This window comes from Embleya sp. AB8 (assembly GCF_049739465.1).
Classification (GTDB): domain Bacteria; phylum Actinomycetota; class Actinomycetes; order Streptomycetales; family Streptomycetaceae; genus Embleya.
In genome coordinates this window covers 36186-47879 of the sequence record NZ_JBMHHY010000049.1, presented here as the reverse complement: position 1 = coordinate 47879, position 11694 = coordinate 36186, and the positions used below count along the sequence as shown (strand labels likewise).

Sequence of the window (11694 nt, the reverse complement as noted above, 5' to 3'; positions counted from 1 at the left end):
CGGCGTCGGAACGGCCCGGTGCGTTCGGGTGCTGCGGCTGGCTTCCCGAACGGCTTGCGCTCACGTGGGCGCTGCGGTCGTCTGCCCGAACGGCCCGCGCCTACCGGGGTGTTACGGCCCGGCGTCGGAACGGCCCGGTGCGTTCGGGTGCTGCGGCTGGCTTCCCGAACGGCTTGCGCTCACGTGGGCGCTGCGGTCGTCTGCCCGAACGGCCGGTGCCTACCCGGGTGTTGCGACCCGGTGTCGGAACCGCCGGGTCCGTTCGGGCGCTGCGGCCCGCTTCCCGGACCGCCTGTGCTCACCTGGGCGCGGCAGCCCACTGCGCGAACGGCCCCGCTCACCCGCGTGCTGCGCCCCACTGCTCGAACGGGCTACGTGTATGCGGCTACTGCGGCCCGCTTCCCGAACGGCCTCCGCCCACCCGGTCGCCGCAGCCCACTGCCCGCACCGGCTCCCTCCATCCCCGCGCTGCGGCCCAGTGCCGAACGACCCCGCGGCCCAGTGCCGAACGACCCCGCGGCCCAGTGCCGAACGACCCCGACGGCCGGTTGGCCGTCGGGGTCGTTCGGAGGGGCTGGTGGGGGTGGGTTAGTTGGTGGCTGCCGTAAGGGTCGGTTCGGGCTGGGGGTCGGGGGTCTCGGGCTCCGAAAGGGTGGGCTTGGTGTCGCGGATGAGGATCAGGGCCAGGGCCGCCGCGGCCAGGACGCCGGCGGCGCCCGCCCAGAAGGAGGCCGACATCGCGCTGGTGAAGGCTTCCCGGGCGGTGTCGAGGAGTTGGTGGTTGTGCGTGGCGTCGGCCAGCGTGAGTGCGTCGGCGACGGACTGCCTGGCCTGCTCGGGTGCCGAGTTCGGCATCGCGCCGGTGTAGGTGCCGGACAGGATGCTGCCCAGGACCGCCACCCCCAGCGCCGCACCCGCCTGCTGGACCGTGTCGTTGAGCGCCGAGCCGACGCCGGCGTGCTCGGCCGGTACCGCGCCCATCAGCGCGCCGGTCGCCGCCGGCATCGCCAGACCGCCGCCGATCCCGATCACCACCATGGCCGCGGAGAGCAGTCCGAAGCCCGCGTCGGAGGGCAGGCTCGCCAGTGCGCCGAAGCCCGCCGCGATGATCACCAGGCCGATCGCCGTCATCGGCCGGTTGCCGATCTTGTTGCCGAGCGTCGCGCCGATCCCGTTGAACAGCAGCGAGGCGACCGCCAGCGGCGCGAAGGCCAGACCGGTCTTGCTGGGCGAGTAGCCGAGCACGAACTGGAGGTACTGGGTCAGGATCAACATCAGGCCGCCGTTGGCGAAGGTCAGCAGCACGAGCGAGAAGCTGGCGCCGGTGAACACGCGGTTGCGGAACAGGGCCAGCGGGACCATCGGGTGTGCCGTACGGGTCTCCCAGATGCCGAACGACACCAGGCACACCACGGCCAGGCCCAGCGAGAGCTGCGTACTCGGGTGCGACAGGCCGCCCTTGGCCGACTCGATGATCGTCCACACCAGCGCGGTCATCCCGACCATCGAGAGCAACATGCCCAGCGGGTCCGACTTGGTCCACGGGCCCTTGGACTCGGGCATCAGCAGGAGCGCGGCGATGATCGCGACGATCGCGATCGGTACGTTCATCAGGAACACCGCGCCCCACCAGAAGTGCGCGATCAGCACGCCGCCGACCACCGGACCGCCGACCAGACCGACCATGGCCACCGCGCTCCACGCGGTGATCGCCTTGCGCCGCTCCTCGTCGTCGAAGACGGTGATCAGGATGGACAGTGTGCTCGGCATGATCAGCGCGCCGCCGATGCCCATCAACACCCGCCCGGCGATCAGCTGTTCCGGATCGGCGGCGAACGTGGCCGCGAGTGACGCGACGCCGAAGACGGTCAACCCGATGATCATCACTCGCCTTCTGCCGAACCGGTCGGACAGGCTGCCCGCGGTCAACAGCAGGCCGGCGAAGACCAATACATAGGACTCGATGATCCATTGGATCTCCTGGGCGTTCGCGCCCAGGTCGGTGGCGATCGGCGGGACCGAGACGGTCAGCACCATGTTGTCGATGACCAGCACCAGGGTGCTCAGGCACAACACGATCAGGATGAGCCAGCGGCGCGGGTGGCGGGCGTTTTCCATGGTGGACCCCTCGAGTTTCGGTCTTCGGTGATGGTGTTGCGTACGTCGTGCTCTTCTTGCGAACACTGTACGCATGAAGGATCAGTGTGCGCAAGCTGCGTACGTCGTGCGCATCGGAGATGGGAGCGGGTGTACGCAGAATGCGTACGGTGTGCGCTACGGTGATTCGGAGAGCGGGGGAGAGCAGGAAAGTCGTGATGGCGGAAGACGAGGAGCCCGATGTGTCAGCCGACGAGAAGCCGATCGAATCGGTATGGACCCGCCCGCGTCGGCAGCGGGAGCAGCTGAGCCGGGAGCAGATCGTGGCCGAGGCCGTACGGCTCTTGGATGCCGACGGGTTGGAGGCGCTGAGCATGCGGCGCCTGGGCACCCGCCTGGACGCGGGCGCCACGTCGCTGTACCGGCACGTGGCCAACAAGGACGAGCTGATCGAACTGGTCGTCGACGAGGTGTACGGCGAACTCGAGGTACCGGACATCGACGATCCGACGCAGTGGCGCGCGGCGATGGAGCGCTGCGCGTACAGCCTGCGGGCGATGATGCTGAGCCACCCGTGGGTCGCCTCGGTGCTTGGCCAGGTGGGCCTGGTCCAGCTGGGTCCCAATGTGATCCGGCTGTCCGAGCGCATGCTCGCCGTGGTCGAACGGGCCGGGTTCGAGATGAGCGAGACCGATCAGGCGATGAGTACGATCCTGGCCTACGTGATCGGGATGGCCACCAGCGAGGCCGCGTTCCTGTCGATGATCGCGCGCAGCGGCCGGACCGAGGCGGAGTGGATGGAGAGCCTCCAGCCCAGCGCCGAGGCGGCGATGCGCGACCACCCCCGACTCCAGGAGACCCAGACGGCGCTGCGCGGCAAGGATCCCGAGCAGGTCCGCGACGCCAACTTCGACTACGGCCTCCAGCGTGTCCTCGACGGCCTGGCGGTCCGCCTACGGCACGGGTAGGCCCCACGCCGGTCCGCCGGCCCGCCAACACAGCCCGAGAGAGCGCCCGTTCCGGCCCACCCGCCGGAGCGGGCGCTTTTTCGCGGATCGGCCGCAGATCGGCCGCGGATACGGGGTGCGGTGGCCTTGTGGGGTCTTGGGCTGCTAAGTAGCATGCCACTTCAAAGTGATGGCATGTAAAGGGTGAACGCCGGCCCACCACTCACTTTGTCGCCGTCGACCGGAGGTCAACATGACGCGTGTGCTCGGCCCCGCTCCCGTTCCCGCCCCCGACGAGGCGCTACAGCTACAGGTGCGCACCATGCGCAAGGTGACGTTCCGGGTCGTGCCGCTGCTGATGGTGAGTTACGGGGTGAGCTATCTCGACCGGATCAACATCGGCTTCGCCAAGTTCGGCATCGAGGACAGCTTCGGGATGAGCGGCACCCAGTACGGGTTCGCGGCGGGGATCTTCTTCGTCGGCTACGTGCTCGCCGAGGTGCCCAGCAACATCGTGATGGTCCGGGTCGGGGCGCGGATCTGGCTCAGCCGGATCATGGTGTCGTGGGGGATCGTCGCGGCCGGGACCGCGTTCGTACCGAACCTGGAATCCATCTACGTGCTGCGCTTCGTGCTCGGCGTCGCCGAGGCCGGCTTCTTCCCCGGGATCCTGCTGTATCTGACCCGCTGGTATCCGAACCGGCAGCGGACGAAGGTGGTTTCCACCGTCATGATGGCCATCCCGCTGGCCGGCGTGATCGGTAACCCGCTCGACGGCTGGATCCTGGACACCCTGGACGGCACGCTCGGCCTGGCCGGCTGGCGGTGGATCTTCCTGACCGGCGGGCTGCCCGCGATCATCCTGGGCGTGGTGTTCTTCCTGACCGTCACCGAGCGGCCGGTCGAGGCCAAGTGGTTGACCGCCGAGCAGCGGGAGTGGTTGATCACGACGCTGGCCGCCGAGGAGCGCGAGCGGGCGGCCGAGTCGCCCGCCGGGCATCGTGCGGTGTTCCGCGATCGCCGGGTACTGGCCCTGTGCACGGTCTACTTCCTGCTCCAGTGCGGCGCCTACCCGCTGACGTATTGGCTGCCGTCGGTGGTCAAGGGAGTGGGTGGATCGCTCAGCGGCGTCCAGGTCGGCTGGGTGTCCGCGGTGCCGTTTCTGATGGCGGCGATCTGCATGTACCTCACCGGCAGGCTGATCACCGACGAGCGCTCGGCCAAGCCGGTGATGATCGCACTCGGGGTGTCCGTGGTGACCTTCACCGTCACGGCGGTGAGCCTGGGCACCCCGGGACTCGCCTTCGTCGCGATCACCGTCGCCACCATGGGCGCGCAGACGGCGAAGCCGCTGTTCTGGTCGTTGCCCACCGCGTTCCTCGCCGGCGCGGGTGCGGCCAGCGGCATCGCGCTGATCAACTCGCTGGGCAACGCCGCCGGTTTCCTCAGCCCGTTCGCGGTGGGCTGGATCCAGGACGCCTCCGGGGGCAACGTGGGCCTGTCGATGACGGTGATGATCCTGGCCAATCTGCTGGCCATGGCGGTGATCGCCGGGTTGTGGTGGGTCGCGCGCGGGCGGGGCGGGCGGACCCCGGACGAGCCGCCGGAAACCGGGCGTACACCGGAGCAGGCGGTGGTTGCCGAGCCCGGCGCGACCGCCGCCGAGGCGGGCGGCCCACCACCCGGACGGTAGCCGGCGGCGGCTATCCTGGCCGCCCCGGTCTCCGGTCGAGCGGGCCGGGGCTTCGTCCGGGCGCTCGGCCGGTCTGGGGAACTCCTTGTCGTCACAACCGCCCTCCGACAGCGGATCGGACAGCAGGTCCGAGAGCAGGTCCGACAGCACGGCCGAGCGCAGGTCGGACAACAAGTCCGAGCAGATCGCCGCCGAGATCCGCGACGCGATCCGGCTCGGGACGCTGCAGCGCGGGACGCTCTACTCGTCGCGCGAACTGGGCGAGCGATTCGGCGCGTCCCGGACCCCGGTACGCGAGGCGTTGCTCAAGCTGGCCGACCTGGGCCTGGTCCGGATCGAGCGCAACCGCGGCGCGCGGGTGCTCGGTCCGGACGGGCGCGGCGTGGTCGAACTGTGCAGCCTGCGGGTGCTTCTGGAGCCACCCGCCTGCCGTAGCGCCGCCGCCGTGATGACCGCCCGGGACGACGCGGAGTTGGCCGCCCAGTTGGCGATCATGGCCGAGCATCCGGACGCCGGCCCCGAGTACTTCGCGGCCGACGAGAAGCTGCACGACGTGATCCTGCGGGCCGCCGGAAACCTGCGACTGGCCAAGTTCGTCGGCGAGTTGCGCCAGACGCTGGCCCTGGACGGGCGGTTGAGCGTGCCCGAGTACCAGTCGGTGGAGACCGCGTTGCAGGACCACACCGACATCGTCGAGGCGCTGCGCCGCCGCGACGGGGTGGCCGCGGAGCGCGCCATGCGCAAACACATCGTGCGCTCCGGCGAGTTGCTGGTGGCCAACAGCAGCGAGGACAGCTGGGGGTTGGTCGCCGAGTGGCGGCGCTGGGTGGGCATCGCCGGGACCACGGGGGAGTACCCGGTCGGCTGACCGGAGGAGGGGCCGCGGGGCTGCGCGGCGCCCTCCGTTCTCCGGGCCGCTCGGATCGCCGCCGGTGCCTCGTGCCGGGGAGAAGTGTGAGCATCAGTTGCATGCTACTGAAGCCTGATAGTACGTTACAGCCAACCGGTGGTCGGCTGGGACATGCGACCCGGGCCGGTTCATTCGAGAGGGGAACCGCGTTGACTCCACCTTCCTTTCCGCCCCCGACTCCACCCGCGACCTCGCCCCCGACTCCGTACGCGAGTGCCGTCGCCGAAGGCATTCGGGCCGCCGGCGCCGATCTGGTCGGCTACGTCCCCTCGGTCAGCGTCGCGCCGGTGATCGCCGCACTGGTCGCGGCCGACGGCGGCGTAGACGGGGCCTCGGCCCGGGTGTTCCCGCTCTCCCGCGAGGAGGAGGCGATGGGTGTGCTCGGCGCATTGCCGCTCGCCGGGCGGTTCGGCGCGATCGTCATGCAGGACAACGGCTTCGGCAACGCGCTGACCGCGCTGACCACCTTCAATCTCGCCTACCACCTGCCGCTGCTGATCGTGGCGAACACCCGGGGCGGTCTCGGCGAGTACAACTCGATGATCCACACGCTGTCCCAGTACGTACCCGACCTGCTGGATCGGGTGGGCCTGCGGGTCTTCGAACTCGACCGGCGCAGCGACCCCGGCGACTGGACGGCGGTGATCGCCGAAGCCGGCACCCACGCCCGGATGACCTTCCGCCCCGTCGTGGTGCTGGCGCACTTCTGGGCGACCGACGGAAAGGCGGCGTAGCCGTGCGACGGATCGAGGCCCTGGCGATCGTGGCCGAACAGACGGCCGACCTGCCCGTGGTGGTGACCTGCGCGGCGTCCGGTCGCGAGCTGGCCGCCGTCGCGGATCGGCCCAATCACCTGTACCTGCTCGACGCGATGGGCCTGGCCGGATCGGTGGCCACCGGGCTTGCGCTGGCCGTGGCGGACGCGCCGATCCCGCGCGTGGTGGCGATCGAGGGCGACGGATCGTTGCTGATGAACCCCAACGTGCTGCCCACCGGCGGGTATCTGCGCCCGGCGAAGTTGCTCCTGGTGCTGCTCGACAACGGCGTCTACGGCGCCACCGCCGATCTGCCCACCCACGCCGGCCGGGTGGACCTGGGCGAGTTGGCCGCGGCGGCCGGCTGGACGGTGCGTCGGGCGGCCGATCCGGTCGGGCTGCGCGGCGAGTTGGCCGCGGCCCTGGCACTGGACGGCCCGGTGTTCCTGCACGTCCGGATCGCCGTCGGCAACGCGGGCGAGGTGCCCAAACTGCTCGCCGACCCGGTGGTCCTGGGGCGGCGATTCCGGGACTGGCTGGCCGTACGGACCGACCCCGCGCGTACGGTGCCCGGGGGTGCGCGATGACCGGGACCTCCAAAATGGCCACGATCACCACGGTCGACCCCGCCACCGGCGCCCGCATCGCCGACCACCCGGTCACCACGCCGCGCGAGTCGACCGCGATGTTGGATCGCGCCGTCGACGCGGTGGCCCGCCGGCGGGCCGGGCCGGCTGCCGAGCGGGCCGATCGGCTGCGCGCGTTGGCCGGGCGATTGCGGTCCGGCGCACCGGAGTTCGCGCTGCTGATCGCCACCGAGATGGGCAAGCCGGTGGACCAGGCGCGGAGCGAGTTGGACAAGTGCGCGACGGCCTGCGAGTACTACGCGGACCGGGTCGCGGGACTGCTCGAACCGCGCCCGGTGGAGGTGGCGCCGGATGCCGCGCGGGTGCGACTGTTGCCGCTGGGCGTGGTGTTGGCGATCATGCCCTGGAACTACCCGTTCTGGCAGGTGTTCCGGTCGATGTTGCCGGCCGTGGCGATCGGGAACTCCGTACTGCTCAAGCATGCCGATTCGGTCACCGGCAGTGCGCTCGCCGTGCGGGCGTTGTTTTACCAGGCGTTCGGACCGGGGGTGCTCGACGCCGTGGTGCTGCCGGCCGAGCGGATCGGCCCGCTGATCGACGATCCCCGGATTGCGGCCGTCGCGTTCACCGGGAGCAATCGGGTCGGCGCGCTCGTCGGTGCACGCGCGGGCGCCGCGGTGAAGAAGGCGGTACTCGAACTCGGCGGCTCCGACCCGTTCGTGGTGCTCGCCGACGCCGATGTACGGGCCGCCGCCCGGGCCGCGATCCGCTCCCGGTTCCTGAACACCGGGCAGAGCTGCATCGCGGCGAAACGGCTGATCGTCGAGCGCGCGGTGCGGGACGAGTTCGTCGACGCCGCGGTGGCCGAACTGGACACCCTCGTGCTCGGCGCGCCGGCCGCGGCCGGCACCGACGTGGGCCCGATGGCCCGGATCGACCTGCGTGATCGGCTGCGCGAACAGCTTGCCGCGACGCTGGCGGGCGGTGCCCGGCTGCTTGCCGGCGGTGCGCCGATCGACCGGCCCGGCGCGTGGTTCACCCCCACCCTGGTCGAGGTCTTCGACACCGGGAACACCGCGTTTCGGGACGAGACGTTCGGCCCGCTCGGCGCGGTGTACGCCGTCGACTCCGCCGCGGCTGCCGTCGAGGCCGCGAACGACTCGGTGTACGGCCTGAGTTGCTCGATCTGGAGTGGTGATCCGGAGCATGCCGGGCGACTGGCCGAGGGGATCGCGGCCGGGTCGGTGTTCGTCAATCGTATCTCCGAGTCGGACCCGCGGCTGCCCGTCGGCGGGGTCAAGGCCAGCGGGTTCGGCCGCGAGTTGGCCGAGTACGGCGCCGTCGAGTTCGCCAACGTGCAAGCCGTCCGGATCGCCCCCGCGCACCTCGCCCCCGCCGGAACCGCCCCGGCCCGAACCGCCGCCGACCGTACCGCCGCCCGTCCGGCCCGATCAGTGCGGAGCACCTCATGACGATCAGCACCATCCGCGCCCGCGCCGTCGCCATCCCGGTGAGCCGGCCCACCCGGATGTCCAACCGCGAACTCCAGGACCGGCACTACGTGTTGGTCGAGGTCACCGACGACACCGGCCGCACCGGCACCGGATACACCTACGCCGGGACCGCCGGCGGGCCGCTGACCAGGAGTGCGGTCGACGAGCTGCTCGCGCCGGTGTACCTGGGCGCCGATCAGGACGACATCGTGGGGCTGTGGGGCCGCGCGTACCAGGAGACGCTGCTCTCCGGGCGGCGCGGGGCGCTGCTGCGCGCGCTGTCCGCGCTCGACATCGCGCTGTGGGACCTCAAGGCCAAGCGGGCCGGCCAACCGCTCGCGGTGTTGCTCGGCGGCTCGCCGGCGGCGCAGCCCGCGTACGCCTCGGGCGGCTACTACCGGCCGGACGAGGGCGAGTGGTGCGACGCGTTGCGCGCCGAGATCGTGTTCAACACCGCGCAGGGCTTCACCGATCACAAGATCAAGGTCGGCGGCCTGTCGGTGGCCGAGGATGCCCGCCGGGTCGCCGCGGCGGTCGAGGCGATCGGTGCCGGCGGGCGGTTGGCCCTGGACGCCAACAACGCCTATCGCTCGGTACGCGAGGCCCGGGTCGCCATCGAGGCGTTCGAGCGCGCGGCCGGGGACGGCGCGCTGTGGTGGTTCGAGGAACCGCTGTCCCCGGAGGCGATCGAGGGTCACGCCGAACTCGGCCGCCGGGTGCGCACCCCGATCGCCGTCGGTGAGATCCACCAGACCCGCTGGGAGTTCCGCGGCCTGATCCAGGCCGGCGCGGGCGCGATCCTGCAGACCGACGCGGGTGTGGTCGGCGGCGTCACCGAATGGTTGCGGGTGGCGCACACCGCGGACAGCTTCGGCCTGGAGATGGCCCCGCACTGGCACCACAACCTGCACGTGCACCTGACCGCGGCGGTGGCGAACGCCCTGGCGGTCGAGTACTTCGCGGCGGAGAAGGGGATCTACAACTTCGAACTCCTGCTCACGCCGGCGACCCGGCTGCGCTACCGGGACAACACCGTCCTGCCGCCCGATCGCCCCGGGATCGGGGTCGAGTACGACGAGGAGGCGGTGGCCAAGTACGAGCTCGGCGGCTGAACTGGCCCCGGCCGCCGGTTATTTGCCGGCGCGCGTGGCCGGCGGCGGGCCATCATGCCCGGGGACGCCGTCCGTTGCCCGACGGCCTGCCGCACCGACTCACCGGTACCCGGCAGCTGGTCGAGGACACCACCACCGACCACTACTGGGGACGCGGCACCACCGGTACGGGCAAGAACATGCTCGGCCCGATCCTGATGCGGACCGGAAGCCGGTCGGCGAGCGAGCCGGGCCGGGCCGGGGACTGATCCCGGTCCCGGCCCGGGTTCGACCAGTCGTCAGTCGTCCCAGCTCGTCAGTCGTCCCAGCGGTTGTTCTTGACGTCGACGAAGATCGGGTTGCTGTAGAACCAGATGTCGCGCCACGGGTCGCCGTCGTTGTTCGGGTGCTGGATCGGGCCGGCCGGGTCGACCTTCGGGCCGAACGGGCCCACGCCGTGCCGGTTTCCGTCGCTGCCGCGCAGGCGCACGTAGTACGGCTTGTTCCGGCGCGGCAGTTCCACCTTCAGCGTGTAGGTGCCGGTCCGGCCGGCCACGTCGATCCGCTTGGTCACCCGGGTGTCCGGGGCCTGCCACGCGTCGGCGTCGCGGGACTTCCCGGTGACCGTGCCGGTGATCACGTCGACGTGGGCGAGGGTGGGCACCACGCCGTGGTAGTTGGGCCGGCTGGCGGTGGTGACCCGGATGTACAGGGTCGCGCCGCGGTTGGCCGACAACGGCAGTCGGCCGCCCAGGGTGACCGGCTCGGCGCGGCCGTGCTCCGGGACCAGCCAGACGTCCAGGCCGTCGAGCAGCTGACCGTGGTCCACCCACACCCGGCCCGCCCGCAGGCCGGCCATCACGTCGCGGTAGCCGAACCGCTCGACGCCCACGTGGGTGCGGCTGAACTGGCCGGGCCAGAAGTCGCTGCCGGGCTGCGGGACACCGGTGTCCACGGGCAGCGGCTTGGAGCCGAGGTCGTCGAAGCCCTTGCCCGCCGGGTAGGTGCCGTCCGCGTACGTGTCGAACATGGTGCGGTGGTTGTCCGAGTTCGAGGTGACCGACCACATCCGGCCCTCGGCGAGCAGCGCGTCCCACATGCCGCCGACGGTCGCGGTCATCCAGTCGAAGCCGCCGTGCACGCGGTAGCTCTCGGCCGGGTAACGCGGCCAGCTCTGCGGCGACGGCGCGTTCTGGTACTCGCCGCGCTGGAAGGTACCCGGACCCGACTGGCCCTCGCGGTACTTGACCCAGGCCGGGTCGGCGTTGGCCTGCGAGCCTGGCGCGCCCTCGAAGCCCAGGAAGATCGACGGGTCCGCGTCCTGCCAGGCGCGCAGCTCGTGCGGCGAGACGATGCCGAGCCGGCTGGGGTGGTTGGCCAGGACCAGGACGTCCTCGACGAAGCCCTCTCGGCGGCGCTGCCCGAGCCAGCGGATCGCCTCGACCGCCTTGGCCTCGTTGGCGGCGGTCTTGGGGTCGCCCACGGCGCCCACGTCGAAGTGGTTGAGCTTGGCGTCGAAGGTCAGCTCGAACTGGCGGAGCAGCTCCACCTCGTTCCTGCCCGGCGCGACCATCACGGTGGCGTGCTCGGCGGCGGGGACGTACCACTCCAGGCCCTGGAAGATCAGCACCCGAGGGTTCTCCTGGCGCGCCTTGAGGATCTCCGCGTGCTCGCGCTCGGCGCCGCCCGCGTTGGCGTGGCCGAAGTTGGCATGCTCCGTGTAGACGATCCAGTCGAGGCCGAACTGCCGTCCCTGCGCCGCGGATTGGGCGAAGCCGTACTTGGCGTCGTGGCTGTAGACGGTGTGTACGTGGTGGTCGCCGACCAGGTAGACGAACTTCGCCGGCGGACCGTCCTGGCCGGGCCGTGAACTCGCCTGGATCGTGTCGTCCGACTCGGCCGCGGCGGCGGGGGTGGCACCGGCCACCGAGCCGAGCGCGGTGGCGCCCAGGAATCCGGCCCCGAACAACCCGGCCCGCCCGATCAGACCGCGACGGGACACGCCCTGTGCGTCGAGCCGGTCCTCGGTGACCTCCGGGTCGGCCCACTCCGGCAACTGCGGGGCGGGCTGATCGGGCCGGTGTATGTGATCCTCGGTCGCCATCTCTGTGGTTCCTTGCG

General features: G+C 71.2%; 10 protein-coding genes. 8 read left to right on the top strand and 2 right to left on the bottom strand.

All coding sequences use genetic code 11. From position 1 onward, the window contains the following. Nucleotides 1–588 precede the first annotated feature (588 nt). Nucleotides 589–2118 carry an MFS transporter gene (locus ABIA38_RS43485; RefSeq protein WP_424644571.1) on the bottom strand — a complete coding sequence of 510 codons (1530 nt, stop codon included), beginning with the start codon at nt 2116–2118 and terminating at the stop codon, nt 589–591. Between the two features lie 221 nt (nt 2119–2339). Here ABIA38_RS43485 and ABIA38_RS43480 point away from each other — a divergent pair, with 221 nt between their 5' ends. The 8 genes from ABIA38_RS43480 to ABIA38_RS43445 all read left to right on the top strand — a co-directional run bounded on the left by ABIA38_RS43480 (nt 2340) and on the right by ABIA38_RS43445 (nt 9842). Further along, a complete protein-coding gene (locus tag ABIA38_RS43480) occupies nt 2340–3065 on the top strand; it encodes a TetR/AcrR family transcriptional regulator (RefSeq protein WP_424644570.1) in 726 nt (241 codons plus the stop codon). 232 nt (nt 3066–3297) lie between these two features. Next, entirely contained in the window at nt 3298–4737 is a 1440-nt protein-coding gene (locus ABIA38_RS43475; protein WP_424644569.1) for an MFS transporter, read from the top strand. An 85-nt stretch (nt 4738–4822) separates the two neighbouring features. Next, nucleotides 4823–5605, top strand: coding sequence for a GntR family transcriptional regulator (locus tag ABIA38_RS43470; RefSeq protein WP_424644568.1), 783 nt, complete (start codon nt 4823–4825; stop codon nt 5603–5605). Nucleotides 5606–5796: 191 nt separating this feature from the next. After that, nucleotides 5797–6381 carry a hypothetical protein gene (locus ABIA38_RS43465; protein ID WP_424644567.1) on the top strand — a complete coding sequence of 195 codons (585 nt, stop codon included), beginning with the start codon at nt 5797–5799 and terminating at the stop codon, nt 6379–6381. A 2-nt stretch (nt 6382–6383) separates the two neighbouring features. Beyond that, nucleotides 6384–6989 (top strand): thiamine pyrophosphate-dependent enzyme, encoded by a 606-nt coding sequence (locus tag ABIA38_RS43460; protein ID WP_424644566.1) that lies wholly within the window; start codon nt 6384–6386, stop codon nt 6987–6989. Then, nucleotides 6986–8461: an aldehyde dehydrogenase family protein gene (locus ABIA38_RS43455; RefSeq protein ID WP_424644565.1), complete on the top strand. Its 1476-nt coding sequence runs from the start codon at nt 6986–6988 to the stop codon at nt 8459–8461. Before ABIA38_RS43460 ends, ABIA38_RS43455 begins: the two co-directional genes overlap by 4 nt. Further along, nucleotides 8458–9594, top strand: coding sequence for a mandelate racemase/muconate lactonizing enzyme family protein (locus ABIA38_RS43450; RefSeq protein WP_424644564.1), 1137 nt, complete (start codon nt 8458–8460; stop codon nt 9592–9594). Before ABIA38_RS43455 ends, ABIA38_RS43450 begins: the two co-directional genes overlap by 4 nt. A 74-nt stretch (nt 9595–9668) precedes the next feature. Beyond that, the gene (locus ABIA38_RS43445) at nt 9669–9842 is read left to right on the top strand and encodes a hypothetical protein (protein ID WP_424644563.1); all 174 of its coding nucleotides are present in this window, start codon (nt 9669–9671) and stop codon (nt 9840–9842) included. Nucleotides 9843–9889: 47 nt separating this feature from the next. Here the strand turns inward: ABIA38_RS43445 and ABIA38_RS43440 are convergent, their stop codons facing one another. Continuing rightward, nucleotides 9890–11677 (bottom strand): histidinol-phosphatase, encoded by a 1788-nt coding sequence (locus ABIA38_RS43440; protein WP_424644562.1) that lies wholly within the window; start codon nt 11675–11677, stop codon nt 9890–9892. Nucleotides 11678–11694 lie beyond the last annotated feature (17 nt).